Source organism: Paenibacillus sp. FSL H8-0315, assembly GCF_038005365.1.
GTDB lineage: Bacteria > Bacillota > Bacilli > Paenibacillales > Paenibacillaceae > Paenibacillus_AQ > Paenibacillus_AQ odorifer.
Genome location: NZ_JBBOTA010000001.1, coordinates 4,082,423 through 4,108,821, shown reverse-complemented (window position 1 = coordinate 4,108,821; position 26,399 = coordinate 4,082,423). Strand labels below are relative to the sequence as shown.

26 protein-coding genes are annotated in these 26,399 nt (G+C 47.8%); 5 read left to right on the top strand and 21 right to left on the bottom strand.

All coding sequences use genetic code 11. The annotated features are described in order from the left end of the window. Positions 1-159 precede the first annotated feature (159 nt). Positions 160-930, bottom strand: a complete 771-nt coding sequence (locus MHB56_RS17885) for a sirohydrochlorin chelatase (RefSeq protein WP_341143818.1) — start codon at positions 928-930, stop codon at positions 160-162. Positions 931-933: 3 nt separating this feature from the next. Beyond that, positions 934-1,224 carry a YerC/YecD family TrpR-related protein gene (locus MHB56_RS17880; protein WP_019913624.1) on the bottom strand — a complete coding sequence of 97 codons (291 nt, stop codon included), beginning with the start codon at positions 1,222-1,224 and terminating at the stop codon, positions 934-936. A gap of 429 nt (positions 1,225-1,653) precedes the next feature. Here MHB56_RS17880 and MHB56_RS17875 point away from each other — a divergent pair, with 429 nt between their 5' ends. Continuing rightward, entirely contained in the window at positions 1,654-2,214 is a 561-nt protein-coding gene (locus MHB56_RS17875; protein WP_038568686.1) for a hypothetical protein, read from the top strand. Between the two features lie 82 nt (positions 2,215-2,296). On the opposite strand, the gene corA is transcribed toward MHB56_RS17875, so the two are convergent. Then, positions 2,297-3,256 carry a magnesium/cobalt transporter CorA gene (corA, locus tag MHB56_RS17870; protein WP_076136897.1) on the bottom strand — a complete coding sequence of 320 codons (960 nt, stop codon included), beginning with the start codon at positions 3,254-3,256 and terminating at the stop codon, positions 2,297-2,299. Between the two features lie 512 nt (positions 3,257-3,768). Here corA and MHB56_RS17865 point away from each other — a divergent pair. Next, positions 3,769-3,981: a hypothetical protein gene (locus MHB56_RS17865; RefSeq protein ID WP_341143817.1), complete on the top strand. Its 213-nt coding sequence runs from the start codon at positions 3,769-3,771 to the stop codon at positions 3,979-3,981. Positions 3,982-4,101: 120 nt separating this feature from the next. Here MHB56_RS17865 and MHB56_RS17860 read toward each other — a convergent pair whose 3' ends face one another. The 8 genes from MHB56_RS17860 to MHB56_RS17825 all read right to left on the bottom strand — a co-directional run bounded on the left by MHB56_RS17860 (position 4,102) and on the right by MHB56_RS17825 (position 11,400). After that, positions 4,102-4,434 carry a hypothetical protein gene (locus MHB56_RS17860; protein ID WP_341143816.1) on the bottom strand — a complete coding sequence of 111 codons (333 nt, stop codon included), beginning with the start codon at positions 4,432-4,434 and terminating at the stop codon, positions 4,102-4,104. A gap of 3 nt (positions 4,435-4,437) precedes the next feature. Then, positions 4,438-4,842 carry a hypothetical protein gene (locus MHB56_RS17855; protein ID WP_341143815.1) on the bottom strand — a complete coding sequence of 135 codons (405 nt, stop codon included), beginning with the start codon at positions 4,840-4,842 and terminating at the stop codon, positions 4,438-4,440. A gap of 80 nt (positions 4,843-4,922) precedes the next feature. After that, positions 4,923-5,915, bottom strand: coding sequence for an inorganic phosphate transporter (locus MHB56_RS17850; RefSeq protein ID WP_036686873.1), 993 nt, complete (start codon positions 5,913-5,915; stop codon positions 4,923-4,925). Positions 5,916-5,928: 13 nt separating this feature from the next. Further along, entirely contained in the window at positions 5,929-6,546 is a 618-nt protein-coding gene (locus MHB56_RS17845; protein ID WP_036686871.1) for a DUF47 domain-containing protein, read from the bottom strand. A 202-nt stretch (positions 6,547-6,748) separates the two neighbouring features. Beyond that, the gene (locus MHB56_RS17840) at positions 6,749-7,846 is read right to left on the bottom strand and encodes a DUF3048 domain-containing protein (RefSeq protein ID WP_341143814.1); all 1,098 of its coding nucleotides are present in this window, start codon (positions 7,844-7,846) and stop codon (positions 6,749-6,751) included. A gap of 204 nt (positions 7,847-8,050) precedes the next feature. Continuing rightward, entirely contained in the window at positions 8,051-8,827 is a 777-nt protein-coding gene (locus MHB56_RS17835) for a DODA-type extradiol aromatic ring-opening family dioxygenase (RefSeq protein WP_341143813.1), read from the bottom strand. Positions 8,828-8,912: 85 nt separating this feature from the next. Continuing rightward, positions 8,913-9,743: an alpha/beta hydrolase family protein gene (locus MHB56_RS17830; RefSeq protein WP_076187226.1), complete on the bottom strand. Its 831-nt coding sequence runs from the start codon at positions 9,741-9,743 to the stop codon at positions 8,913-8,915. A 1,456-nt stretch (positions 9,744-11,199) separates the two neighbouring features. Then, positions 11,200-11,400, bottom strand: coding sequence for a hypothetical protein (locus MHB56_RS17825; RefSeq protein WP_036680885.1), 201 nt, complete (start codon positions 11,398-11,400; stop codon positions 11,200-11,202). Positions 11,401-11,583: 183 nt separating this feature from the next. On the opposite strand from MHB56_RS17825, the gene MHB56_RS17820 reads away from it, so the two are divergent. Both MHB56_RS17820 and MHB56_RS17815 read left to right on the top strand, forming a co-directional pair. Next, complete coding sequence (locus MHB56_RS17820) at positions 11,584-12,246, top strand: DUF1129 family protein (protein WP_076187230.1); 663 nt, start codon at positions 11,584-11,586, stop codon at positions 12,244-12,246. Between the two features lie 50 nt (positions 12,247-12,296). Then, positions 12,297-13,235, top strand: a complete 939-nt coding sequence (locus tag MHB56_RS17815) for a hypothetical protein (RefSeq protein WP_340011895.1) — start codon at positions 12,297-12,299, stop codon at positions 13,233-13,235. An 87-nt stretch (positions 13,236-13,322) separates the two neighbouring features. On the opposite strand, the gene ilvA is transcribed toward MHB56_RS17815, so the two are convergent. From ilvA to purM, 6 genes are all read right to left on the bottom strand, one after another. After that, positions 13,323-14,585 (bottom strand): threonine ammonia-lyase IlvA, encoded by a 1,263-nt coding sequence (ilvA, locus tag MHB56_RS17810; protein ID WP_076104158.1) that lies wholly within the window; start codon positions 14,583-14,585, stop codon positions 13,323-13,325. 158 nt (positions 14,586-14,743) lie between these two features. Next, positions 14,744-16,039 (bottom strand): SEC-C metal-binding domain-containing protein, encoded by a 1,296-nt coding sequence (locus tag MHB56_RS17805; RefSeq protein WP_076128473.1) that lies wholly within the window; start codon positions 16,037-16,039, stop codon positions 14,744-14,746. A gap of 287 nt (positions 16,040-16,326) precedes the next feature. Beyond that, positions 16,327-17,592: a phosphoribosylamine--glycine ligase gene (gene purD / locus MHB56_RS17800; protein ID WP_076142419.1), complete on the bottom strand. Its 1,266-nt coding sequence runs from the start codon at positions 17,590-17,592 to the stop codon at positions 16,327-16,329. Positions 17,593-17,615: 23 nt separating this feature from the next. Then, entirely contained in the window at positions 17,616-19,163 is a 1,548-nt protein-coding gene (gene purH, locus MHB56_RS17795) for a bifunctional phosphoribosylaminoimidazolecarboxamide formyltransferase/IMP cyclohydrolase (RefSeq protein WP_341143812.1), read from the bottom strand. A gap of 206 nt (positions 19,164-19,369) precedes the next feature. Continuing rightward, positions 19,370-19,987, bottom strand: a complete 618-nt coding sequence (gene purN / locus MHB56_RS17790; RefSeq protein WP_341143811.1) for a phosphoribosylglycinamide formyltransferase — start codon at positions 19,985-19,987, stop codon at positions 19,370-19,372. Then, the gene (gene purM, locus MHB56_RS17785; protein WP_076136912.1) at positions 19,987-21,027 is read right to left on the bottom strand and encodes a phosphoribosylformylglycinamidine cyclo-ligase; all 1,041 of its coding nucleotides are present in this window, start codon (positions 21,025-21,027) and stop codon (positions 19,987-19,989) included. Before purM ends, purN begins: the two co-directional genes overlap by 1 nt. Before the next feature lie 254 nt (positions 21,028-21,281). Here purM and MHB56_RS17780 point away from each other — a divergent pair, with 254 nt between their 5' ends. Further along, on the top strand, positions 21,282-21,524 hold the full coding sequence (locus MHB56_RS17780; protein WP_341143810.1) for a hypothetical protein: 243 nt from the start codon (positions 21,282-21,284) through the stop codon (positions 21,522-21,524). Positions 21,525-21,682: 158 nt separating this feature from the next. On the opposite strand, the gene purF is transcribed toward MHB56_RS17780, so the two are convergent. From purF to purS, 4 genes are read right to left on the bottom strand one after another with little or no spacing between them, the layout of a single operon-like run. Beyond that, positions 21,683-23,179: an amidophosphoribosyltransferase gene (gene purF / locus MHB56_RS17775; RefSeq protein WP_036680905.1), complete on the bottom strand. Its 1,497-nt coding sequence runs from the start codon at positions 23,177-23,179 to the stop codon at positions 21,683-21,685. Beyond that, the gene (gene purL / locus MHB56_RS17770; protein WP_076187236.1) at positions 23,164-25,410 is read right to left on the bottom strand and encodes a phosphoribosylformylglycinamidine synthase subunit PurL; all 2,247 of its coding nucleotides are present in this window, start codon (positions 25,408-25,410) and stop codon (positions 23,164-23,166) included. Before purL ends, purF begins: the two co-directional genes overlap by 16 nt. Then, positions 25,388-26,077: a phosphoribosylformylglycinamidine synthase subunit PurQ gene (purQ, locus tag MHB56_RS17765; RefSeq protein WP_341143809.1), complete on the bottom strand. Its 690-nt coding sequence runs from the start codon at positions 26,075-26,077 to the stop codon at positions 25,388-25,390. Before purQ ends, purL begins: the two co-directional genes overlap by 23 nt. 5 nt (positions 26,078-26,082) lie before the next feature. After that, positions 26,083-26,328, bottom strand: coding sequence for a phosphoribosylformylglycinamidine synthase subunit PurS (gene purS / locus MHB56_RS17760; protein ID WP_036680912.1), 246 nt, complete (start codon positions 26,326-26,328; stop codon positions 26,083-26,085). Positions 26,329-26,399 lie beyond the last annotated feature (71 nt).

Here is a 26,399-nt window from a genome sequence, read left to right as displayed (position 1 = left end):
AATGTCAGAGGACATTTATCGTAAATATTCCATTATACAACAATTCACGACACCTTATTAGGCAAAAATAACTATATATATGTCTATGCAGCAAATCCCGTATTATCCACGGAAATGGGCACTATTTTTCATGATTAAGTGGGCTAAAAAGGAAGCTTTTTAACTCTTTTTTCGAATCTGTTCGAGGAGTGTCTCTACCTGTCTCTCAATCCAATGCGGAAGAAGCGGGTGCGGCAAAAGCGTCTGGCCAGAATACTTATAGGTTAACCCTTTTAGTCTGTTCGGAACCACATGTTTAGTGAAATAACCTTCACTCAAAAAAAGCGGCGCCACCAAAACCTCGTGACCCTGCTCCTGCCAATACTCCACTTTGCTTCTTACACTGTCCGGATTCAGCAGACCGTAATCGGCAGCTGCTACGCCGCTCACCTCACGTACACGTCCTGCCAGTGAAGAGATGCCCTGCTGCCAACGCTGGCGGAAGCCATCATAAATGCTGCCGTGACCTACCAACAGAATCGTCTCACGTTCAGGTTCCGTAGACAGCTTATGGAGCTTGTCCCAGATCATCACAGCGATGTCCGGGTCATCGTCGACAGGATAACCATAGTGAACCTTAGCCTTCACGTGGAACGGCTCTAAATCGGTCTCACGTTCAGGTGCAGGTTTAGCCCCTAGTGCATATTCTATTTCATCGACATGTGTGCTACCCGAGGAAACGAACAATGGGATCACAATTATATCTGTGACCCCTGCATGTTCCAGTTCATTTATTCCATCTTGAATCAGACGGCCCTCTACCAGCTCTAAAAAAGAGACCACCACTGGCATCTCTTCATCTAGCGATAATTCGCTTACGGCCTCTTCCACGATCGACACCCAAACCTCGTCGCGGGAGCCGTGACTGATAATAAGTACGCCCGGTACCATAAATTAGCGTCCCAAACGTTCCAGCGTTAATTTATAACCATCATTTCCGTAGTTCAGGCAACGTTTTACACGGGAAATAGTAGCTGTACTTGCTCCTGTCTCTGCTTCGATCTGATTGTAGGTCGAACCTTTGCCAAGCATACGCGCTACTTCCAGTCGTTGCGACAGCGATTGAATCTCGTTCACGGTACACAAATCATCAAAGAAAACATAACATTCTTCCATATTCTTTAATGTTAAAATGGCTTCAAATAATTGGTCTATACTTTTATCATTTAACTTCTTAAGTTGCATCAATTTTTCATCCCCTAAAAGTTCTATCAGCATTAGTTTCTCTGATTAAGCTCCGTACAAAACTAGCTCCGGAAACATCAACCTAATGTCACTATCCTGCCTTTACTATATTGCACTGGAGCGCATTTTTCAAGCATTAACGATTTCACGCTGTAAAGAACGAAAATGATGGACAAACGTCCACCCCACGCGCACACCATTTATGTACCCCAATACAAGTATTTTTCTCTATATAAGAATTATCGCCTACACTATAGTACTACAAAAGCGCCGAAAATCAAGCTCGTACACGGTTTCTTCACTACTTTAACCTGTTTATAGGCATACGCCCTTTTCCGCTCCTATCCCTATTACCCGGGCATTCGTCTATACCGTATGTTCGCCCATGACATACAGTATAGCAGACCACTAACAAAGGAATGTGATATTATGCCTGATCATTACTATAATCATTCCCGCCGGAATCAGCGTTCACTGAGCGATTCGTATAATGCCTCTGCCTACCCCGGCCTCAGTTCATATGCGCCCTCAGCTCTCCCAGGTGAGACCGGAATCCTTCCTGCTTTAGGAGCAGAAGCTGCCACCGAAACTGCGCTAGCGCTCCCTGCAGCCGAAGCTGCAACAAAGGCAAGCGGCGGGCTTGCCGGACTGCTCAGCGGCTTAGGCGGCGGTGGCGGAATTGGTGGGAATATGGAGCAAATCAAAGGTATCATCGATCGTATGGGCGGCATTGACGGGATCGTAAACTCTATGGGTAAAGTACAAAAGGTGATGTCCGGCTTCCAGCAGATGGCTCCAATGGTTAAGCTGTTCATGGGTAGCTTCGGTAAAAACAAAGGCGCAGCAGGCGCACTAGCCGCCGAAGAGGATGCTGCCCTGTACAGTCCTAATCGCCGCAAAAAAAAGCGCTCCACCTCACCCCGTCGCAAATCTACTACAACTACTCGCCGGCGCTCTACTTCTTCCACCGGAAAACGTCGCCGCAAATAGCGGTGACGTTTTCTAGCTATGTATCAGAAAAACAGCAATTCTCGCAGGAAAGAGATTTGCTGTTAGCGCTTCTGCTCTATTTTTACTTAAACCAGCCACTCCGTCGAAACCATCGGAACATCCCAAAACCAACTACCAGCATAAACAGCAGCACACCAAAATAACCATACTTCCACTCTAGTTCAGGCATCTTCACAAAGTTCATCCCGTAGATCCCGGCGATAAGCGTCAGCGGCATGAATACGGTGGTGATTACCGTTAGTGTTTTCATAATCGAATTCATCCGGTTGGAATTGAGTGAAATGTAGCTGTCACGCAAATCCGCTGTCATTTCCCGATCAGCCTCAATCATATCGGAGAGCTTTAGCAGATGGTCATAAATATCGCCAAAATAAATCCGTTCCTCGCCATTGCTCTGGACATGCTGTGAATTCACGATCCGGTACATCAAGTCGCGCATCGGCACAATCGTCCGCCGCATTTTGAGGAGTCTTCCGCGCACGCCAAACACCTGGCTCATCAATTCCTCCACCGACTCACTGCTGCCGCTGCTCTCCAGATCCGCAAGCTCGTCCTCTAAACTGTAGAGACATGGAAAATACTTGTCCACCAGCTTGTCCATCACCGTATATGCAGCTGCCATCGGCCCACCCGACCAACCTTTTCGACTATGTATTTCGCTCTTCACCTGTTCCCACGCTTCATTCATCTCTGCTTTTTCCTGATGGTGATAGGAGACAAGAAAGTTCGCGCTTAAAAATAGGTCAACCTCCTCAGCATCCAACGTCCGCTCATTCAGCGCATGCAGCACAAAAAACTGCACATTCTCATAATGATCCAGCTTCGGCCGCTGCAACACATGCATACAGTCCTCTATCGCTAAGGGGTGAAAATGAAAATATTGATCCAGCAAAAGCGTTTCTTCTGGCGTAGGCGTAGCAAAATCTGCCCATATCCAAGCATAATCCTCCAGCCGGATATTTTGCAGAGGGATCTCTGTCAGCACCTCACCTTTATGTGTGACAACAAGTGTACGTATCATAAATGTTCCTCCGCTTCATCTTCTTCCACGCCTCTATTGTACAGCAAGAAGACAACTCTTCCAAAAAGCAAAAAACATAGCCAGCAGCACCGCTCAAGCTAGACTAAGAAACATTTGGTGCTTCGTCGTTCGTTAATGCTCGATTCATTTGTGTAAGGTTGGTTGTGCGGGGGGCGAGCTATCCTTATTCTCTGCTGTCGGTATCGGGTTTATGAGTGAGATGAATTCATAGCTGTGAATTACTATCGCTATTTTTACTAATTAGTTGGTGAAAAAGTGCTCATTAGGAATGGTAAACAACCCTTCGATCGTAAGCAGACTGACCTTGATTTCGCAAAAGATTAAGTTCATCGCCTCGCGTTCATTTACCGTAAGTAACATATGTTTTACTTTGGACTGATAGTGACCGTGGGATAGGGATGCAATTCTTGACTGTAAAGTTGAGTGCGGGCGGGATAATGGAAATAAGGCGATATTCTTCGACGGCAGAAAAGCAGGGAGAAAGGTAAGGGTTGGGTTGGGTTGGGTTGGGTTGGGTTGGGTTGGGTTGGGTTGGGTTGGGTTGGGTTGGGTTGGGTTGGACTAGTTACTTTGCGCAAGATTGGACTGTGGTGCGGTGGATTCCGTTGGAATGTGTTACGTCGGACTGGGCTGAGTTAATTTGGGCTAGGTTACTTTATGCAGGGCTGGACTTCGGTGCGCTGGATTCTGCTGAAATGAGGTAAATTGGGCTGAGTTGAGTTAGTTGGATCTAGGTTACTTTACGATGGACTGGATTAGGGTCGCTGGGTTCCCTTGAAATGTGTTACACGGGGCTGGTCCAACCTCATACAAGTCAGGTTCCGTCATTCTAAGGCATTTATGCCCTTATTTCTGCTTCTTCGACGAAGTGTCTCCAATTCTAGGGCAATTATGCTCTTCTTTTTGTCACCATCCTCGAATTTCGTAAATTCAGCGGGATTTGTACCGTACATTCCCCCTCCAGCGCCAAACTTCGTCATTTCTACGGGATTTATACCGTACATTCCCCCTCCAGCGCTAAACTCCGTCATTTCTACGGGATTTGTACCGTACATTCCCCCTCCAGCGCCAAACTTCGTCATTTCTACGGGATTTATACCGTACATTCCCCCTCCAGCGCTAAACTCCGTCATTTCTACGGGATTTATACCGTACATTCCTCATCCATCGCCAAACTTCGTCACTTCTACGGGATTTATACCGTACATTCCCCCTCCGACGCCAAACTTCGTCACTTCTACGGGATTTATACCGTACATTCCCCCTCCAGCGCTAAACTTCGTCATTTCTACGGGATATATACCGTACATTCCCCCTCCAACGCCAAACTCCGTCATTTCTACGGGATTTATACCGTACATTCCGCCTCCATCGCCAAACTTCGTCACTTCTACGGGATTTATACCGTACATTCCCCCTCCGACGCCAAACTTCGTCACTTCTACGGGATTTATACCGTACATTCCCCCTCCAGCGCCAAACTCCGCCATTTCTGCGGGATTTATACCGTACATTCCCCCTCCATCGCCAAACTCCGTCATTTCTACGGGATTTATACCGTACATTCTTCACTCTCCTCATGTCCAAACAACAAAAAAAGATGTCCGCAGCCCAATGGCTAACTGACATCTTTATTAAAGGGTGTTTAAAAAATGATTTTGAAAATCAGACCTGCTAATACCGCACTGATTGGAATCGTGATGAACCAAGTGACCACAATACGTCCGGCTACTCCCCATTTCACTGCAGAGAAACGTTTGGCAGAGCCTACCCCAAGGATCGCTGATGTGATCGCATGCGTTGAGCTTACTGGCAAATGCAGCAGCGTTGCTGAGAAAATAACAGATGCCGCGGAAATATCAGCCGCGAAACCGTTAATAGGTTCGATTTTGAAAATCTTCGTACCCATAGTCTTAATAATCTTCCAACCACCGATGGAGGTACCGAGCGCCATAGCCGTAGCTGCAGCTATCTTAACCCACAAAGGGATAACATCCATAGTTTCTTGACGTCCTGAGGTAACGAGTGCAAAAGTAATGATCCCCATCGCTTTTTGCGCATCATTCGTACCATGTGTGAACGACTGTAACGCTGCCGTAAGGACCTGCATAGAGCGGAAGCCCTTGTTGACCGTATGTGGACTACGCTTAGCAAAGATCCATTTCAGGATGGTCATGATAATATAACCAATAACAAACGCAATGATTGGGGAGAAAATCAGTCCTTCGACAATTTCCACAAACCCGCCCCAATTGATGTGTGCTGAGCCTGCCCCCACGTATACTGCACCCGCTAAAGCGCCGATCAGTGCATGAGACGATGAGGATGGAATCCCGAGCCACCAAGTGATCAAATTCCAAATAATCGAAGCAATCAGCGTGGCTATTATGATATCCAACCCATTTTCAAGCAAGGTCGGGTCGGTGATACTTCCGCCGATTTTTTTGGCCACACCTGTAAACATCAAGGCCCCAACAAAGTTCATCAGTGCTGCCATAATAATTGCTGTTCGCGGTTTTAAGGCACGTGTTGAGACAGAGGTAGCAATTGCGTTGGCCGTATCATGGAATCCATTGATAAAGTCAAACGCAAGCGCGAGAAATATAACAATTCCAAGAATCCATATAGATGTTTCCATATTCTAGTACCCCTTATGAGTTGCGCATGATGATCGATTCCAACATGTTGGCTACATCTTCACATTTGTCTGTAGTGGTCTCGAGCCGCTCATACAGTTCCTTGCGTTTAATCAGCTCAATCGGGTCTTTTACAGTTTCGAACAGGACCTTAGTACAAATACGCAGCACTTCGTCCCCTTGATTCTCAAGGTCATTCAGACGGATTGTATATTCACGGATCGCCAACAATTTCTTCTGGGAGAGCAAATGAACCGCTTTTTGGATTTCATAAGCACACTGGCGAAGAATTTCGGCGAATTGCACAATGTATTCATCCGGGTCAAGAAGGTTGTACATATAGAAACGTGAGGCGGATGCCTCCAGACCATCGATGACATCATCCATGCTTGTGATCAAGTCCATAATGTCGTCACGTTCAAGCGGCGTAATAAACGTCTTGTTCAATTCTTTGATGACGGTGTGCGTGTAAGTATCACATTGGGATTCGTACTTTTTCATCTCTGCAGCGAAATTATCGACATTATTCCGGAGATCAGTGATATTCTGAGCAAAATAATCTGCAGCTTGGACAATAGTATCGGCCATATTTTCCAGCGTCTCAAAGAATATGTCCTTTTTTCTCAACTTCATTGTTTTAAACCCCTTTACATAAAATTACCGTGAATACAGAGCCACTCATATGTAAAAAGCATGAAAATGAATGACAACCCTTGTTATCTTATCATATCCGTACAAGGTATAGAAGCTATAGAAATGAACTTTTTTACACTCTATTAACACATACCCATTATTCCGAACACAAATCTGTATAACACTGGATATTCCGACTTTCTTATGTTGTACCATCCGCCCCGCCATATACCACATGACTGCTAAATGAAGGCGCATTAGGGACCACCAAAATATGGGTAATTCCTGGATACATCAGCTCTTCTTTTCCATCCCTCACAAAGCGGATCACATCCCCTGGTTCACGCGACCATCTGCCTTTGGTGACCTGTCCCCGCTGAAAAAGCAACGCTTCCCCGCCAAGCTCCACATCAATCTGAAGTCTTCCGACATCATCAAGCACTTTGTGATCGGCTCCTATAACCATCACATTGGCCGCTTCCACCGGATTATCGTTATTTAGATCCAAATGAGGTTTGTCATTCACATAACGCTGATAGGTCTGACGTTTAGGATCATATTTATAGTCAACTTTATAACTTTTGAGTAGATAGTTTATGCTAAATTCAGCGGCTTTCTCTCCGTCCGCCGGTATGTAATCTGGATTGTTAAAAAGATACCCGGGTACCTTCACACTTTGCGTAAACCCAAGCTTCTCGGCACCTTCCCGCAGTTTGGCTGCGTTGCTGTACAGGTTATGAGGTGCTTTTCGCGCTTTATCCCGCCAAAAATAAGCTCCGGCACGGCCAATCTCGTCCATATCTTCTTTTTTCTCTTTTTGTAAAATGGCATAAGCCGCCGGACTCCCTCCGGCATGTACCGTCACACCGCCGTAGCTCTCGCCAATATCCAGCAAATAGGGGCGGATGCTGCGAATCGGTCCGATTTTCACCACACCTGTATGGCTCTGAAAAATACCAATCAAACGCGTAATACCACCTTCGGCAAGAATCTCATACAAAATATCTGCTTCACTAACCCCCGATTGCGGCCGGGCGGCAGGAGCATTATTTATCATTACGGCCAAGGGACGTGGAAGACTGTCTTCAGAAACTGGAAGACCTGTTAATCCGGATACGAGCTCAGCAGCGGGATCAATAGTAGGTGAGGGTTGAATCGTTTCGATAGGCGTGGGCTCTGCGGTAGGCTGCTGTGTCGGGGTGATCTCATTATTTGCACTCTGTGTTCCGCAAGCGGAGAGCAATAGGGTGGTCAATACAATGGCAGATAACAGACGGGAAGAAGAGCAATTTACTTTCATAAGCTTGTAGTTCCTCCTAAACGTTTTATGAAACTCACTGATTCCTTCCATTTAATCACAGTCAGTCCCATTTGTCTTGATCACCTTCTCCCTTTTTTCATAGCAAGCATAAGGAAATTTTATAGCATGGAATAGATAAATTCTTATATTAAAAAAAGGGTACAGCCATTGCGGCTGCACCCTGCGGGTCTCTTATTCATTCAGTTAGTCTAGCTTCCAGCAATTCAGACTTAATGTCCCATACTGATAGGCCTGAAAAATCCGCTCTGGCTTCCTGCTGCCATCCGCTGTTCCCATCGCGTAAAAGAGAGGTGCAAAATGCTCTCTTCCATAAGAAGGAACCGCATCGCGTACATGTGGAGCTTTTTTCTCATACGCAAAAAGTGAAGGCAAATCCCAGGCTTCTAGTCCCTTGGCAATCCAGGCATCGAATTCAAGTGCCCAATCCTCAGGCTGCTCACTTTCACTTAGCATCCGCAAATTGTGAACAAGTCCACCGCTTCCAATCAGCAGTATGCCTTCGTCACGAAGCGGTGCTAACATCCGCCCGATATTGTACTGCTCCTTGGGAGAGCGCAGGGAATCGACGGATAAAGCAACTACCGGAATGTCGGCGTTCGGGAACATTTTTTTCAGTATCACCCAGACTCCATGATCGAGTCCTCGCCCCAGAACGGGCTGATGTGATAGATTGTTATCCTTGAAGAGCTCAGAAATCCGTCTTGTTAGGGCCGGATCGCCCGGGGCCGGATAGGTCAGCGTGTAAACTTCTTCAGGGAATCCGTAGAAGTCATGCTGTGTCTCGTGCAGTTCATCAACGGTAAGTAGCTGTTCAGGGCTATCCCAATGCGCTGAGAAAACTACTATACCGCGTGGCGCTTCAAGTTCTTGACCAAGCCGCTCCAGAAAACGGGTATACTCGTTATCCTCCAGTGCGAGGAGCGGAGAACCGTGCGCAATAAAAAATGACGGTAATTTCATAGGATGCCAACCTCCATAACCCAGTATATGGTGTGCATCTTTATTTTACCGCTTATTGCAAGTTAATGCGAATAAAAACCTTCTCCTAAATCATCCAATTCTGCCACTCTGTCTGCAGATGCTCTTGTTCGTTCATCCATTCTATAGTCCGCTTAAGCAGCTGCTGCTGCGCCGGTCCAGAAGAAAAGGTGTGATCCCCTTGAAAAATGATCTCTTTGTCGCAACGTCCTTCGGGACGTGTCCAGAACAGCTTCTGGTAAAGAAAAGCGTAATCCACCGGAATGACATCATCAGAGGTGCCATGAATGACGAGTACATCGCCGCTAAATTTGCTCGCTTCTTGGAAGGGCTGAAAAGCCGCCAAAGAATTAAAATATACCGGCGTAAACGAGTAGCCCACATAATCGGCTGATCCATTCTTCACAGCACGATCATACGCCTCCCGCCCTACAATTTTCACAATATCATTGAAAGGATAACCAACAGAGGCCCATAACACGAGATTCTTCACGCGGCGATCGCGAATACTTGTCAGCAGCGCCACCGCGCCACCGAGGCTATGGCCAATCAGCGTCACGCGCTGTGGGTCCACATCAGCAGAGCTAATTCCGTAATCAAGCACCGCTCTAGTCTGAGCGATCATCGATTCCATATCTTCGCCGCCATAATTCCCGCTGCTCTCGCCGCAGCCCACATAATCAAAACGAATAACCATATATCCCTCTTGTGCCAGCTCACGAGCCGCCTTCACAAAAATCCGGTCTACGCCAATCCGATTCCCCACAAATCCGTGGCAGATCACGGCTAATGGCAGTCTATCCTTGCAACGCGAAGAGGTTCCCTTCTCTTTTTTCGGGTAATGTATGCTCGCCGTCAATTCTTCTCCGTTATGCCGGATTACAATATTCCGTTCCATTGCCGCATCCTCCTATAATTATATTTATAATTTAATTTATTTTAATTTATTAGAATTCCGATTAACTTAGTATGAATTATAATCTAATTATAAAGATTTCGTTCATATTGTCAACAGCAAGGGGACAATTCTTAATAAACGCACGGAGTATTTGGGCATTAGAGTCTGCGCGACAAATAGGGTGTCCCGTAAGATATGAACATGACTCTAGGGCTCCCACGTCGAGTGGATTGAAATCGCCAATCCGGGATTCAGCAGCTCTATCGGATTCACTTGCTCCAGCGGACTCAGCGGCTCCTTCGGACTCAGTAGCTTCATCGGACTCAGCTGCTCCTTCGGACTCAGTAGCTCCTTCGGACTCAGTAGCTCCTTCGGACTCAGTAGCTCCAGCGGACTCAGTAGCTCCAGCGGACTCAGTAGCTCCAGCGGACTCAGTAGCTCCAGCGGACTCAGTAGCTCCAGCGGACTCAGAAGACCCTATTCGCAGATTTAGCACACTTTTTGAATTCTATCGGACCCCATAGTCGCTATCACCCTATAAAACAGCAAATAAGAGCTACTTTTCGAGCAATAGCGTCACTGGGGTCCGAAACTGTACTGAAAAGGCGATAATTTGGCTAATAACGTCATCTGAGTCCGAAAGATGGTGGAAACTACGACAACCGGGGGTCTGGGAGCTCTCGAGTTCCCGGGGTTCCCGGAGTTCCCGGGGTTCCGGGGTTCCGGGGTTCCGGGGTTCCGGGGTTCCGGGGTTCCGGGGTTCCGGGGTTCCGGGGTTCCGGGGTTCCGGGGTTCCGGGGTTCCGGGGTTCCGGGGTTCCGGGGTTCCGGGGTTCCGGGGTTCCGGGGTTCCGGGGTTCCGGGGTTCCGGGGTTCCCGGGGTTCCCGGGGTTTCAGAACCCCACCAAAAAACAACAGAGCAGCGATCCCAGTATCGGAGGATCGCTGCTCTATTGTTTTTTCGAGATGAATGACCAGGGTTGTTAATCAATCGTAGCTGTCGTTAAACATCTCATGGGTTTCCTGGGTTCCATGGCTGCCTTGCCAACTCTTAAGCAGGCCCTCGGGGGGATCTTCCGCGGAAATCCCGCTGCTGAATCCATCGGATTCAGCAGGCTCTATAGGACTCAGAAGACCCTATTCGCAGATTTAGCACACTTTTTGAATTCTATCGGACCCCATAGTCGCTATCACCCTGTAAAACAGCAAATAAGAGCTACTTTTCAAGCAATAGCGTCACTGGGGTCCGAAACTGTGCTGAAAAGGCGATAATTTGGCTAATAACGTCATCTGAGTCCGAAAGATGGTGGATACTACGACAACCGGGGGTCTGGGAGCTCTGGGGTTCCGCGGTTCCGGGGTTTCAGAACCCCACCAAAAAACAACAGAGCAGCGATCCCAGTATCGGAGGATCGCTGCTCTGTTGTTTTTTCGAGATGAATGACCAGGGTTGTTAATCAATCGTAGCTGTCGTTAAACATCTCATGGGTTTCATGGCTGCCTTCCCAATCCTTAAGCAAGCCCTCGGGAGCATCTTCTGCGGAATCCCACATGCTGAATCCATCGGAGCCGCCCCAATCCCCCATTGAATTATTGGGCGTAGGCTCGAAACCGTTGCCCATGGATCTTCCCTGTTCTTTCTTGTTCTCATGTTCCATAAAGCTCCCAACCTTTCCCAATGCTATATTGATCAAGCAACAACATTATCAGTGTTCACTCTTCTAAAAGGATTATGCATATCGCCATAGAAATGGTTGTCCTTGCGTAGACCTGTCATGCAAACGTATACTCTAGGTTAAAGACTATACCGATTAACAACACTGGAGGTTTACATCCAAATTATGAAAGTGAAAGATATGATTAAGGAAAATAACGCCCTGCGTGAGCAGTTGACGCCCTTCAATCGCTCCTATTTAGAAGATATGATTCTTGCGGTGCGGGCCAGTCGAATTGAACCCCTGCGCGGAGAAGAACTTTTGCTGGATGCGGCCAAGCTGCTGTTGAAGGAACAACGTAAAGGGAAAAATGCCAAGCAAGTATTCGGCGAGAATCCGCACGATTATTTTAAAGAAATCATAGACAGTGTTCCCGGGCGCCCGGTGCGCAGTAAATGGAACTATTACTTGATGATTCCCTGCGCAGCTCTGACCTGTCTTTTTGGGATATTGGCAATTGGTGGACTCTTCTTCCAATGGACTGACGATTCACCTGGAATGTTCGGACAGATCAGCCTTTTCACCCTGCTCGCTGTGGGAGTAGGCTCCATTATCTTGATTGAACTTATTATGAAATGGATGTCTTCCTTGTCGGAAAGCGATGCCCCCAGTGCCAAACCTTTTGATATAAAAAGCCTTGGCATCTATATTGGCATCGCAGTAGCTGCTGTATTTATCGGCATGTTCCTCGATCGGTTATTTCCGGTCATTACAATATCCCCGTGGGTAAGTTTAATTCTGTGCATCATTGGGGGGTTGGGACTGAAATTTATATTTTTCAAAAAATAAATACCTAGGCTGAAAACTTTATTCCATCCGATAGATAGGGGGAAACTTCCATGATTAAGAAGCATCATATTCTCTACTCCGTTCTAGCTATAGCCTTAGGGCTAGGCATAGTGCCCAGTGCTATTCACGCCGAAGGTGCTACCAGCCCTCCTGGGGAAGGCGCTAAGGCAATTCCTCAAGCAGCTAGCAATAATCATGCAGAGGCTGTCTATAAAGCTGCATTACCGCTGTTATCTACCTCTGACAAGTTACCCGAAGCCATAAAATATTTGAACTCCAATATGTATGCGGTAGGGTCGTATCGTGCAACAATGCTGACCCTGAAGCTTGAGAATCTGCATAAAGCTGCGCTGCAAGCCTGGGAAAGTAAATTCAGTACCAATGCTGTCCAGCGGAAGCTCACCGCCATTTATAAAGCAGGCGCCAGCATGTCTTCTCTTGCCGCTATTACTGATGATCTCCAACTGCGTACACTGCTGAAAAGTGCCAGCGAAAGCGGATATAAGCTGGAGACAGCTGAGGGTACTTTTTTCCCGGTGATCGATTATGGGGCTTACCGCAAGTACAAGCTATACGTCACCAATGATATCAGCGCTTATATTACCATTATGGCCACCGAATCGGATCTGCCCTCTTCCAAGGACAACGGGCTAGTTATCGCCTGGACTGAGGTAGCAGCCAGAGCTTTATCTCAAGAGCAATTCATTCAAAATCATCCGAAATCAAACCGAATTTCTGCTGTAAAAGCCTTGTACACTATGTATGTGAATAATACGTTTTACGGCCAGAATAACACTCCTCTCTTCCATTATGACAATCTGGAAATGGATTTGGAGGCGCAAAAGGCTTACTCCAGTATTCTGACCAAAAATAATGACAGCAGCCCATTTCTACAAAAGCTGGATAGCTTCATGAAATTAATGAAAGATAATAGCTATAAATTGACCGATGAGGTCGAGCAATATCGTAAGACTTCGTTACCTCTCTAATAAAGAAACCACAAAAGCCCGTCCCTGAAATGAATAGGGACGGGCTTGTTTATGTTCATTAACGTGATTATGAAGTGGATGCGAGCCTTAAATAAGGATGTTAAAGAGATTAGAATCCTTATTGATCTCTACATAATCGACGCCCTTCTGCTGCATCCGTTCGATGAGAGGTTCGTAGGCATCCGTTGACAATAATTCAATGCCCACAAGCGCGGGACCATTTTCTTTATCATGCTTCTTGATATACTCGAAACGGGTAATATCATCGTGAGGTCCAAGGATTTCGCCCAAGAACTCACGCAGCGCACCTGCACGTTGCGGGAAGTTCACCATGAAATAGTGTTTTAAGCCTTCGTAAATCAATGAACGCTCTTTGATCTCCTGCATCCGGTCAATATCGTTGTTGCCGCCGCTTATGATACAGACAACTGTTTTGCCGCGGATTTGATCACGATATTGATCAAGCGCTGCGATAGGCAGCGAACCTGCTGGCTCAACCACTATGGCATTCTCGTTATATAGTTCCAGAATCGTGGTACAAGCTTTACCTTCAGGCACCATCACGATGTCATCCAGATGACGGGAACAAATATCGTACGTCAATCCGCCAACACGTTTTACAGCCGCTCCGTCCACGAACTTATTAATTTCCTTTAGAGTCACCACTTCTCCAAGCTTAATCGCTTCCGTCATAGAAGCTGCTCCGAGTGGCTCCACACCAATCAACTTGGTAGAAGGACTAACTGTCTTCACATAGGTGGCTATACCCGCTGCCAGACCGCCTCCACCAATGGTTACGAACATAAAGTCTGCAGGGTTGTCCAGACTCTCCATCACTTCCATTGCAATGGTGCCGTTGCCCGCAATGATTCGTGGCTCATCAAAGGGATGGATCAACGTCATCCCATGATCTATACAAGCTTGCAGTGCTTCATCATAAGCGTCATCAAAGGTATCGCCCTTCAGAATGACCTCAACAAACTCACCGCCGAACCGCCGAACCTGCTTAACCTTCTGGTTAGGCGTAGTGCTCGGCATATAGACCTTGCCTTTAATTCCAAGCGCCTTACAGGAATAGGCTACGCCTTGTGCATGGTTGCCCGCACTGGCACAGACAATGCCTTTCGCTCTATCTTCTGCTGACAAACTACGAATCATATTATAAGCTCCGCGGATTTTGAAAGAACGTACAATCTGCAAATCCTCGCGCTTCAAATACACATCACAATCATACTTGGCTGACAGCACAGCATCACGTTGTAGGGGTGTCCGGATTATGACTTCACGCAGTACGTGATGAGCCCGCACAATATCTTCCATTCCTACGATTCGGTCTTCCTCTTCTCTCATAACCCTCTCGCCTCACTATCTATCTGTTATTCTACTTCTTGTAACATACTCTCCCGAGGACATTTTTTCAAGCATCCTAATCAGTGATAAAGAAAAAGAGACTAAAGGAACCCTATAGTCTCTTACTAATATTTGCTATCCCTACGCTATGAAACCTACTAGTCCTGTTGCTTCAGCATCCACTTCACCAGGTCTGGTAAGCTTGTCCACAAACGTGAATGTACAATAACATATTCGATAGCCTCGTTAGCGTCACCCACGCCTACAAAATCAGGCAGGTTATGCGGCAATCTTTTGATACCTAACAGATAATCTGGCACATGCTTGTTCACATTCTTCGCCACGCGGTAAAGCATTTTGAGCTGGGAAGTAATCCCGTTCTTCTTATATTCTAAAACCATACGGTCATATGCTACTGTTGCTGCTGCATCCTTGCCGAACTTCTCCAGTACCTTCTCGGTCTTCTTAAGCTTATTGGTGTAAAGGTACGTTGCCGTTAGAAGGTAACGTGCCCCTGTGTTATCTTCTGGGTTCAATTCTAGAATGTGCTCCAGCGTCTTTTGTGCTTCTTCTGCATTTCCGCTAAACCAGCAGGAGTCAGCGTAGCTTTTGCAGATTCGAATGTACGAACGTGTCTCGTAAAGACCCCAGAAATGTCCTTTGTTCTCAGTGAAAAAGGCTTCTCCAAGCTCACGCGCACCCGCTTCCATCCCTGCTTTCAGATAAGCACGGGCATCTGCTTCATTCTCGGCTTCCTCAGCCAAAATGAGATAGGCGTCCGGACTGTCCGGATAAACTTCCAATGCCGCTTCTGCTAGCTGGATCCGACGATTGGATGCTTTAGTTTCCATTGCTTTTTGCAGCAAAGCCTGTTCCTGATCCTTCGGAGTACCTGAAACGTTGAGCAAAAGTAATTCTTCCTCTGCCCCGCCCATGCCGTACTGTTCGATATAATTAAGCATCTCTTTAACTTTTCTGGAGATGGTAGGTGCAGTAACCTCATGTTTGATCGCTAGATCAGCTTGAGTTTGAAGGAATCCATATTCCTCAGACAAGATAAACTCGATAGCTGCACAGAAGGAGCCCATTTTCTTCACTGCAGGCTTGATGTGACGGGAATAACCATTCCATAGAACCAGACCTTCCCAGATTAGCTCCCGGTCATAGCTGTCTCTCATGGTCTCAATAAGATGCAGAGCCAATTGTTCATGCGCCGGATGCTCCCATTTCAGATCACGTGACACCTTTTTTTTGAGCGTAGTTAGGGTAAGCTTAGCTTCAGGAATGGCTGCCGCTTCTGGTTTCTCGGCCACAGCCACAGTAGCAGCGGATTCTTCCGTTGTTACCAGTCGCATGATGGATTCCACTGCAGAAGTTTCTTTTCCTAGGCAGCATTTCTTATATTTTTTCCCGCTTCCGCAAGGACACATATCATTTCTTCCAATCTTACTCAAAACGAATTCCCCCTTAAATCTGTGAGTAGCCATTCGCCATAAGCGTATCGCTAGTATGCACTATAAGTATCAACATTTTCAGGCACGAGGCATCCTTTATAAGGTTACTGCACAAAGTCTGAAGGACTCCGATTTAAAAGGGCCTTCCCATGATCGGAAAGGCCCTTATCTGTATATATCCGCACATTTTCCCCCGTACGTGTAGTATTATAGCACTTCTTCTATCACTTGTCAGTCCTTTTTTAGGACTTAAAGCGCAAAAAATTGCTAGATACAGTGCTTTATCCTTATACCAGAGCCTTCATAGCGATGTCGCTGCGATTCTGTTTCCCGGAAAAAGAGATTCCTTCAGCCCTAGCATAGGCTGCTGAACGAGCTTCGGCAATCGTAGCACCCAGGCCTACCACGCCTAAGACCCGTCCGCCGTTCGTTACCCAGCTGCCATCTGCCCCCCGTGCTGTACCGGCATGGAAGATCAGCCCTCCTTGGCTGTCCTCAAGCCCTTCGATCGGCACTCCCTTAGGATAAGAGCCTGGATATCCTCCAGAAGCGAGAACCACGCACACCGCTGCTTCGTCGCTCCATTCAATGTCGATATCCGCAAGTCTACCCTCGGTTACTGCCAAAAAGATTTCTAACAAGTCGCTCTTCAATCTAGGCAGCACGACCTGTGTCTCCGGATCCCCAAACCGGGCATTAAATTCGATGGTCTTTGGTTTACCTTCTGGAGAAATCATCAGCCCTGCGAACAAAACGCCGCTGAAAGAACGGCCTTCAGCTACCATAGCCTTGGCTGTTGGCTTAATGATGGTCTCAATCGCTTCTTGGATAATCGCCTCGTCGATATGCGGCAGAGGCGAATAGGTACCCATTCCACCGGTATTAGGACCTTTATCTCCATCGTAAGCGGGCTTATGATCCTGAGCGGCAGCCATCGGACGAACTGTCTCTCCATCAACAAAAGCCAAAATCGACATTTCCTGACCCGCTAGGAACTCTTCAATGACAACCTGAGCGCCAGCCTCACCAAACACTTTCGTTACCATAATATCAGCTAGTGCCTGCTCTGCCTCTTCCCGTGAATAGGCAACGGTCACGCCTTTTCCTGCGGCAAGCCCATCTGCCTTGATTACGATCGGCAGCGGTTGCTCGCGTAAGTAAGCCAGTGCAGCTTCATAGCCATCAAATTTTTCATAGGCTGCTGTCGGAATATTATATTTGTGCAAAAGATCCTTCATAAAGGTTTTGCTGCCTTCGATCTCAGCTGCATTCTTGCGCGGACCAAACACAGGAATAGCCTGTGCTTCAAAAGCATCCACAATGCCCCCTGCTAACGGATCATCCGGTCCGATTACAACAAGACCTACTTCCTTCTCTTTTGCAAAAGCCGTCAGACGGTCGAACTCAAACACACCGATAGGCACACATTCTGCTAGCTGCGCGATCCCGGCGTTGCCGGGTGCGCAATAGATTTTACCAACCTTTGGGCTTTGGGACAGGCTCCAAATAATCGCATGCTCCCGGCCACCGCCGCCAACCACTAAAATATCCATTAGAATAAAATCCTCCCAGCGTTCTAGTGTTTGAAATGACGGACGCCTGTGAAGACCATAGCAATTCCATACTCATTCGCGACCTTGATCGATTCTTCATCTTTAATGGAGCCGCCTGGCTGAATAACTGCGGTAATGCCTGCTTTGGCTGCCATTTCAAGTGTATCTCCCATTGGGAAGAAGGCGTCAGAGGCAAGGACTGATCCTTTGGACTTCTCGCCAGCTTGTTCAATCGCAATTTTTGCCGCGCCAACGCGGTTCATTTGCCCTGCACCTACGCCAACTGTCATATCATCCGCCGCTAATACAATCGCATTAGATTTCACATGCTTAACTACCTTCCAGCCGAACAACAGCTGTTTCAATTCTTCTTCGGTTGGCTTACGGTCCGTAACAACTTGTAGATCATCCGGGTTCACAGAATGCACATCGCTCTCCTGTACAACCATTCCTCCATCAATAGAGGTAACTACGAAGCTGCTCTTACGCGCGTTAGCCGTGCTGAGATTGCCGATTTTGAGCAGACGCAGGTTCTTTTTCTTCGTAAGGATTTCCAGTGCTTCTTCCGTAAAGCCTGGCGCCAATACGATTTCGAGGAAAATCTCTTTTAGCAGAGTAGCAGTGTCCACGTCGATAATCCGGTTAGCGGCTACAATTCCGCCAAAGATAGAGGTTGGGTCTGCGTTGTAAGCTTTTTGATAAGCTTCGTATACACTTTCACCGACACCTACACCACAAGGATTCATATGTTTAATGGCTACGACAGCAGGTTCTTCAAATTCTTTCACGATTTGCAGCGCTGCGTTAGCATCGTTGATATTGTTGTAGGATAATTCTTTGCCATGCAATTGCTCAGCTGCTGTAAGAGTATCCCCCGCAGCCAAAGGCTTGCGATAGAAAGCCGCTTTTTGATGCGGATTCTCGCCATAGCGCAGATCCTGAATTTTCTCATAAGTCACGGTGTAGCGCTCAGGAAGCGGTTCGCCAGTAACATTAGCCAAATAATCGGAAATTAAGGCATCGTAAGCCGCCGTATGACGGAACACTTTTGCCGCAAGACGTTTGCGTGTTTCCAGCGTTGTATCTCCACCTGCGCGAATCTCTTCAAGCACTGTAGCATAGTCGTTAGCATCTACCACTACACTTACAAAAGCATGGTTCTTCGCCGCAGAACGCAGCATCGTCGGTCCGCCGATATCGATATTCTCGATGGCTTCTTCATACGATACATCCGTTTTAGCAATGGTTTCCGCGAACGGATACAGATTTACTACTACCAGATCAATGTAGTCCAGACCAAGCTCTTTCATTTGACGCGTGTGTTCCTCATTGTCACGAACCGCTAGCAATCCGCTGTGTACAGCCGGGTGCAAGGTTTTGACACGTCCATCCATGATTTCCGGGAATCCTGTAACATCGGAAATACCGATGACTGGAACACCTTCCTTAGCCAAAAGCGTGCTTGTTCCACCTGTGGAAATAATCTCTACGCCTAATGCAGACAACTCGCGGCAAAAATCCACGATACCTTGTTTATCCGATACGCTAACTAGCGCTCTTTTGATACTCACTTTGAATAGTCCTCCTTCGGGTTGTACGTGCGATTTAATGTGATGACATCTAAAAGCTTGGGAAATTACTATAAGAAAGAATCTGACTCTATTACCTACTACACGACACATAATGCCGCTTATGCAATATTTCCCGAGAAATACCCTGAAATCTCTCCGCCTGTCACCAAATGTCGATCCAAAACTTCGAATGGCTACAGTGTGGCTTACTTTTCGCGGATAATCGTCTTTCTTCCACTCAGTTCCACTTTCCCGCTGGCAAAAGCGCCAACCACTTCAGGATACAACTCATACTCAACCTTATGAATCCGTTCCGCCAATGAATCTGCCGTGTCGTTATCCAACACAACTACGCTACGCTGAGCAATAACCGGCCCGGTATCCATACCTCCATCGACAAAATGCACAGTGACTCCCGTCAGCTTCACGCCATAATCCAGCGCTTGTCCGATCGCATCCTTTCCAGCAAAAGCAGGCAGCAGCGATGGGTGAATGTTAATAATCCGACCCGCATACGGCGTTAAAAGCACTGGTGTAATGAGGCGCATATACCCTGCCAACACAACCAGCCCGATTTCCCGCCGCTGAAGCTCTGCTACAATCTCTGCTTCGTAGAGTTCACGGCTGGCGAAGTCTTTTGGCCGCAGCAGGAGGGCGGGAAGTCCCGCATCCTCCGCACGTTGTGCTACAGGCGCTTCCGGCTTGTCCGAGACAAGCAATTCAATCCTGCCGTCTCCAAGCAAACCTGCTTTCTGTGCCTCGATCAGTGCTGCAAAATTGCTGCCCTGCCCCGAAGCAAAAACAGCGATTCGACTTGATTGCATCACACTTCAGCTCCAGTAAAGGTTACTTTGCGTTCCCCTTCTGTTACTTTCCCAATGATATACGCCTCTTCTCCGCTAGCTTTAAGCAGTTCAAGAGCGCGTTCTCCATCAGCAGCGCTAACTACGAGAACAAGACCAATTCCCATATTAAAAGTAGTGAACATATCACGGTTGCTTACATTTCCTTTGTCCTGCATCAATCCGAAGATTGGCAGAATCGGCCACGATCCGTAATTGATCTCCACATCTACATTATCAGGCAATACGCGTGGGATATTCTCGATAAATCCGCCACCCGTAATATGAGCCATACCTTTTACCGGAAGCTGCTCCAGCAGTGCCAGCAAAGGCTTCACATAAATTTTAGTTGGTGCAAGGAGCACATCCGCGAGCGGAGCGCCAAGCTCAGGAAGCACGTCATTCAGGCCATAACCCTCTTGCTCAAGCAAAAGCTTGCGCACCAGCGAGAAGCCATTGCTGTGCACACCACTGGAAGCCAGACCAATCACTGTGTCTCCAGCAGCGATGTTAGCGCCTGTTACCAGCTTCGCTTTGTCAGCTACGCCCACTGTGAATCCAGCAATATCATATTCACCTGCTGAATACATACCCGGCATCTCAGCCGTTTCGCCGCCAATCAGTGCACAACCCGCTTGGTGACAGCCTTCAGCGATTCCGGCTACGATAGCCTCGATTTTCTCCGGCACCACTTTGTCGCAAGCCAGATAGTCGAGGAAAAAGAGTGGCTCTGCGCCTTGCACTACAATGTCGTTCACGCACATAGCTACAGCGTCGATGCCAATCGTGTCATGGCGATCTGCCGCGAACGCGATTTTGAGCTTTGTGCCTACACCATCGGTTCCCGATACAAGCACTGGCTCTTCATATTTATCTTTATTGAGGCCAAACAGCGCTCCGAACCCACCAAGATCCGTCATTACTTCTGGACGGTAAGTACGTTTTACGTGCTTTTTCATGCGTTCTACCGCTTCATTACCAGCCGCAATATCCACTCCGGCGTTTTTATAAGCTTCCGACACTATTGGACACCTCATCTTTTAATAGTTTAGAGCGCGTTTGGGCGCATTCGGCTTTTGGGTGATTGTAGGGGAGTTACTGCGAGGAATGTTTGGACTTCCGATCGCTGTTATGGTTGGATTTCCTGATTCGAACCGCTCTTCGCGGTAGAAATCCAACCATAAAGGCGAACGCTACGCTTCTACAGTTCCAAACTTCCTCTCCATAACTCCCTCCAAACACCGGTTTGTCCCTACTGCAAGCCGCAGTGTGCGCCTTGCACACGGACCTCAAGACCTCGGTGCATGAGCTGCGCCATGCAACCTCTTCTAGCGAAACAAGCGAGTACCGCATTTGCGAAGCAAACAGGGACGAGCTTGGAGAGCTGCTCTTGGCGCTTAGGGTGCAACCGAGCGCCACCTTAGCGAGACAAGCGGTCCTCGTATTTGCGAAGCAAACAGAGGGAAGCTTGGCGAGCCAGTCCCGGCGGCGGATGCAGCCGGGGGGCGGAGCGCCGTAAAGCGTGTCCCGTCCGTGCGCAGCACACAGGGACAAAGCGAGCACTCGTACCCAAGTCTTCTTAGCAAGTTATAACCTAACTCCTACCGCCGAGCTTTCGGGTGGCCGGAGGGCAGAGCCCTTCGGAATCCCCCTTTGAAAGGGGGACTTAGGGGGATGTCAACACGAGCAGCCATCTTTCTCTGCCCCGCCAAAATCCACCTGCGTCGGGTAATCATTATCAAAGCAAGAAAGGCAAAGTCCGCCTTTGTAGTCGTCTTTGTTGTGTCCACCAATGGAAGAGATTAAACCTTCCGGCGACAAAAATGCCAAGGAATCGGCGTTGATCTCTTCGCACATTTCCTCAATGGTCTTGTAGGACGCGATGAGGTCGCGGCGGTCTGGTGTATCAATGCCGTAGAAGCAAGGATTCTTGAACGGTGGCGAAGTAATCCGCACATGCACTTCAACAGCTCCCGCTTCCCTAAGCAGATTGACGATTCGGCGTGAGGTCGTGCCACGAACGATAGAATCATCGATCATAACGACACGTTTGCCATCAACTACGCTGCGCACGGCGCTCAGCTTCATCTTCACACCTTGCTCACGCAGTTCTTGGCTCGGCTGGATGAAGGTCCGTCCAGTGTACTTATTCTTAATGAGCCCAAGCTCATAAGGAATTCCCGTTTGCTCGGCATACCCGATGGCTGCTGAAATACTGGAATCCGGCACACCGGTTACGAGATCAGCATCGACAAAAGCTTCCAGTGCCATGCGGCTACCCATCCGCTTACGGGCGGAGTGCAGGTTAGAGCCGTTCATATCACTGTCTGGGCGTGAGAAGTAAATATACTCCATCGCGCACAGCGCTTTACGTTTGGGTTCGGTAAAACGGTCCTCCAAGAGACCGTTTTTGTCGAGGACTAGCAGTTCGCCCGGCTCAATATCTCGAACCAGCTGTGCCCCAATGACCTCTAATGCGCAGGACTCGGAAGCAAAAATATAAGCTTCACCAATCCGTCCCATCACTAGCGGACGCAAGCCATGGGAATCTGAAGCGACAATTAACTTATCATTTGTCATAAGCAGAAAAGCAAACCCGCCAACGAGCTGCTGCAGCGCATCTTTTGCCGCTTCAACAAAATCCTTTGGCGAACGGGCAATTAAATGCGCCAGCACTTCTGTATCACTCGTAGTTTGAAAGATCGATCCGCTTTGCTCCAGTTGTTTGCGGATCAACGGTTCATTTACTATGTTGCCGTTCGTAGCAATTGCCAAATCGCCGTCACGATATTTAAATACCAGCGGCTGCGCATTGGTTAAACGGCTGTCTCCACTAGTGGAATAACGTACATGCCCAATGGACATGTCTCCAACCAATGAGGCAATTTTGTCCTTGTCGAATACTTCTTTTACTAACCCCATCCCGCGGTGATAGTTGAAATCGCGGCCGTCTGCTACGCAGATTCCCGCACTTTCTTCTCCACGGTGTTGTAAGGCGTGTAAGCCGTAATAAGACATGGACGCCGCTTCCGGGTGTCCGAAGACCCCGAAAACGCCGCATTCTTCTTTTAATGTGTCAAAAATATCTCCCGAGCCCGTTCCTTCATTGTAAAAGTCACCAGTCCACAGGATAGGAGTCTCCTGCTCTTTCCCGGTCTTTATTTCATAAGACATGGAATAGCATCCTCCCAAACGAATTTCAATTCTGCTACAGCTTCATCTAGTGTGGACACGCCGTCCAGATTTACGCGCAGTCTGTCTCCACCTACAGTTCCGATGATTTCCACGGGAACACCGCTGGCTGCAATCGCTGCTTTCAGCTCTTCCGCACGTTCAGGAGCTGCTGTCAGCACAATGCGTGATTGGCTTTCGCTGAACAATGCTACATCAGATCTAAGACCATTAGCTGAAAGCTCAACGTTTGCTCCGATTCCACCGCTGATACAGCTCTCTGCAAGCGCTACGGCAAGTCCACCTTCGGACAAGTCATGTGCGGAACGCACCAGACCGCCACGAATTGAGGTAAGGACTGCGTTCAGCAGTTTTTTCTCAGTAGCCAAATCCAAAGCCGGAGGACGACCTTCGGTCACACCATGAACAGCATATTGGAATTCACTGCCGCCCAGCTCAGCCTTGGTCACTCCCAGCAGAAGAATAGAATCTCCTTCTTGCTTGAACCCTTGAGTCGTAATATGATCCGTGTCCGCTACTAAACCAACCATGCCGACAACCGGCGTTGGATAGATGGAACCCGTAGTATTTTCGTTATAAAGACTGACATTACCACCGATAACCGGAGTATCCAGCACACGACATGCTTCAGCCATACCATCAACCGCACGCTCCATTTGCCAGAACACATCAGGCTTCTCAGGATTTCCAAAGTTCAGATTATCCGTAATAGCCAGCGGTTCAGCACCGGAACAAACGATGTTACGTGCCGCTTCGCTGACTGCAATACGTCCGCCCACTTCAGGATCAAGATGAACATAACGGCCATTACAGTCTGTAGTCATCGCAAGTCCTTTACGAGTACCATGAATGGTAACTACAGCCGCGTCAGATCCAGGACGTACAGCTGTGCTCGTCCGCACCATGTAATCGTATTGATTGTATACCCATGCTTTACTTGCTACGGTTGGTGATCCAAGTACTGTACGCAATGCACCGCCCAGATCCGTAACTTCCTCATAACGAAGGGTATCTACCTTTTCATTCGCAATATAATAAGCAGGAACCTCAGAAGGTTTGTTATATACTGGACACTCATCCACGAGCGCCGTTACTGGCATGTCACCAACAACCTCGCCGTGATGATACAATTTCAAGCGACCATCATCCGTAACTTTACCGACTTTACAGCAGATAACACCCCAGCGGTCAAAAATCTCTTGTGCCTGGGCCTCATCCTTCGGCTCAACGACGAACAACATCCGTTCTTGTGATTCTGAAAGCATCATTTCGTAAGGCGTCATGCCCTCTTCACGTTGTGGCACCTGATCAAGATACAGCTCCAGACCGTTGCCTGCTTTACTTGCCATCTCCGCACTAGAGCATGTAAGACCCGCTGCACCCATATCCTGAATCCCGATAACGATGCCGCTGTCGATCAGTTCTAGACAAGATTCCATAACGAGCTTTTCCATAAATGGATCGCCGACTTGTACAGCGGTACGTTTAGCTTCTGATTCCTCACTAAGCTCTACCGATGCAAAAGTAGCACCATGAATTCCATCACGTCCTGTAGGAGGGCCTACATAGAAGACAGGGTTGCCTACACCCTTAGCTACACCACGTTGGATTTTGTCATGATCGATCAGACCCACACACATTGCGTTAACTAGCGGATTGCCGTCATAGCTATCATCAAACATGATTTCGCCGCCAACCGTTGGAATCCCGATACAGTTACCATAACCGGCAATACCAGACACAACATGCTCGAACAAATACTTCACTCGATCACTTTCCAGCTTCCCGAAACGTAGTGAATTGAGGATTGCGATAGGTCTGGAGCCCATGGAGAAAATATCACGAATGATCCCGCCCACACCCGTTGCCGCACCTTGGAAAGGTTCTACCGCTGAAGGGTGGTTATGACTTTCGATTTTGAAAACAACCGCTTGGTTGTCACCGATATCTACAATCCCTGCGCCCTCGCCAGGTCCCATCAGGACACGTGGTCCGGAAATTGGGAAACGTTTCAGGAGGGGTTTGGAGTTCTTATAGGCACAGTGCTCCGACCACATTACGCTGAATACGCCGATTTCAGTATAGTTCGGCAAACGTCCCATAAAAGACTTGATCAGCTCATATTCGCTGTCCGACACACCGAACTGGCTGTAAATTTTCTGCTCCGCAATCTGTTCTGCGGTCGGTTCCTTAACGGATACTTGCTGCGTCATGACGATCCCTCCAAGTCTTCAGTATGGATGTAAACATTCTTTTGCCATCTTCTGAACCAAGTAAACTATTAGCCGCGCGCTCAGGGTGAGGCATCATGCCAACCACATTCCCTTGTACGTTACTAACACCCGCAATATCGGCTACGGAGCCATTAGGATTATCGCTATAGGTAAAAATAATCTGATTGTTAGCTTTCAGCTCTGCCAAAGTCTCGTCATCACAGTAGTAGTTGCCTTCACCGTGTGCGATTGGGATGATGATTTTTTCATCTTTAGCATAGTCAATAGTAAATGGGGTTTCATTATTAACAACCTTAAGCACTGTATCGTGACAGCGGAACTTCATCGACATGTTGCGGCGAAGCGCACCTGGCAGCAAACCAGCCTCAGTAAGAATTTGGAACCCATTGCATATGCCTAGCACGTATTTCCCTTGCTCTGCTGCTTTAGCAACTTCCGCCATAACAGGAGCAAATCTCGAAATCGCGCCACAGCGCAGGTAATCACCATATGAGAATCCGCCTGGAACCAAAATGCAATCATACGCCGACAAATCCGTCGCTGTATGCCACACATAATCGACTGGTTCGCCGAGACTGTCCTCTACCGCCTTGTAGCAATCAATATCACAGTTGGAGCCTGGGAAGACAAGTACAGCAAATTTCATGTCGTTTAGTCCTCCAATTCGTAGCGGTAATCCTCGATCACCGTGTTGGCAAGTAGCTTTTCGCACATTTCCTTGAGACGCACTTCCGCTTCAGCACGGTTATCCGTATCCAAAGTCAGCTCCATATATTTCCCGATACGCAAGCTTTCAACTTCTTGGAAACCTACCGAATGAAGTGCTCCTTGTACTGCTACCCCTTGTGGATCAAGAACGCTTTTCTTTATGGTGACATATACCGTCGCTTTTAACATATGCTTGTAGTTCCTCCTAAATTTTAATGAGCATACCCTCTGAAACTGAAATTCTACAATGAGTACATTTA

Bases quoted from the DNA above. Each gene is read 5' to 3' on its own strand.
- MHB56_RS17825 (WP_036680885.1), bottom strand. From the start codon at position 11,400: ATGGAACATGAGAACAAGAAAGAACAGGGAAGATCCATGGGCAACGGT.
- MHB56_RS17880 (WP_019913624.1), bottom strand. From the start codon at position 1,224: ATGCAACTTAAGAAGTTAAATGATAAAAGTATAGACCAATTATTTGAA.
- MHB56_RS17820 (WP_076187230.1), top strand. From the start codon at position 11,584: ATGAAAGTGAAAGATATGATTAAGGAAAATAACGCCCTGCGTGAGCAG.
- MHB56_RS17885 (WP_341143818.1), bottom strand. From the start codon at position 930: ATGGTACCGGGCGTACTTATTATCAGTCACGGCTCCCGCGACGAGGTT.
- purL (WP_076187236.1), bottom strand. From the start codon at position 25,410: ATGACGCAGCAAGTATCCGTTAAGGAACCGACCGCAGAACAGATTGCG.
- MHB56_RS17830 (WP_076187226.1), bottom strand. From the start codon at position 9,743: ATGGAACGGAATATTGTAATCCGGCATAACGGAGAAGAATTGACGGCG.
- purQ (WP_341143809.1), bottom strand. From the start codon at position 26,077: ATGAAATTTGCTGTACTTGTCTTCCCAGGCTCCAACTGTGATATTGAT.
- MHB56_RS17840 (WP_341143814.1), bottom strand. From the start codon at position 7,846: ATGAAAGTAAATTGCTCTTCTTCCCGTCTGTTATCTGCCATTGTATTG.
- corA (WP_076136897.1), bottom strand. From the start codon at position 3,256: ATGATACGTACACTTGTTGTCACACATAAAGGTGAGGTGCTGACAGAG.
- purN (WP_341143811.1), bottom strand. From the start codon at position 19,987: ATGCAATCAAGTCGAATCGCTGTTTTTGCTTCGGGGCAGGGCAGCAAT.
- MHB56_RS17875 (WP_038568686.1), top strand. From the start codon at position 1,654: ATGCCTGATCATTACTATAATCATTCCCGCCGGAATCAGCGTTCACTG.
- MHB56_RS17860 (WP_341143816.1), bottom strand. From the start codon at position 4,434: ATGTACGGTATAAATCCCGTAGAAATGACGGAGTTTAGCGCTGGAGGG.
- MHB56_RS17855 (WP_341143815.1), bottom strand. From the start codon at position 4,842: ATGTACGGTATAAATCCCGTAGAAATGACGGAGTTTGGCGATGGAGGG.
- MHB56_RS17845 (WP_036686871.1), bottom strand. From the start codon at position 6,546: ATGAAGTTGAGAAAAAAGGACATATTCTTTGAGACGCTGGAAAATATG.
- ilvA (WP_076104158.1), bottom strand. From the start codon at position 14,585: ATGAGAGAAGAGGAAGACCGAATCGTAGGAATGGAAGATATTGTGCGG.
- MHB56_RS17850 (WP_036686873.1), bottom strand. From the start codon at position 5,915: ATGGAAACATCTATATGGATTCTTGGAATTGTTATATTTCTCGCGCTT.
- purS (WP_036680912.1), bottom strand. From the start codon at position 26,328: ATGTTAAAAGCGACGGTATATGTCACCATAAAGAAAAGCGTTCTTGAT.
- MHB56_RS17815 (WP_340011895.1), top strand. From the start codon at position 12,297: ATGATTAAGAAGCATCATATTCTCTACTCCGTTCTAGCTATAGCCTTA.
- purD (WP_076142419.1), bottom strand. From the start codon at position 17,592: ATGGATATTTTAGTGGTTGGCGGCGGTGGCCGGGAGCATGCGATTATT.
- MHB56_RS17835 (WP_341143813.1), bottom strand. From the start codon at position 8,827: ATGAAATTACCGTCATTTTTTATTGCGCACGGTTCTCCGCTCCTCGCA.
- purF (WP_036680905.1), bottom strand. From the start codon at position 23,179: ATGTCTTATGAAATAAAGACCGGGAAAGAGCAGGAGACTCCTATCCTG.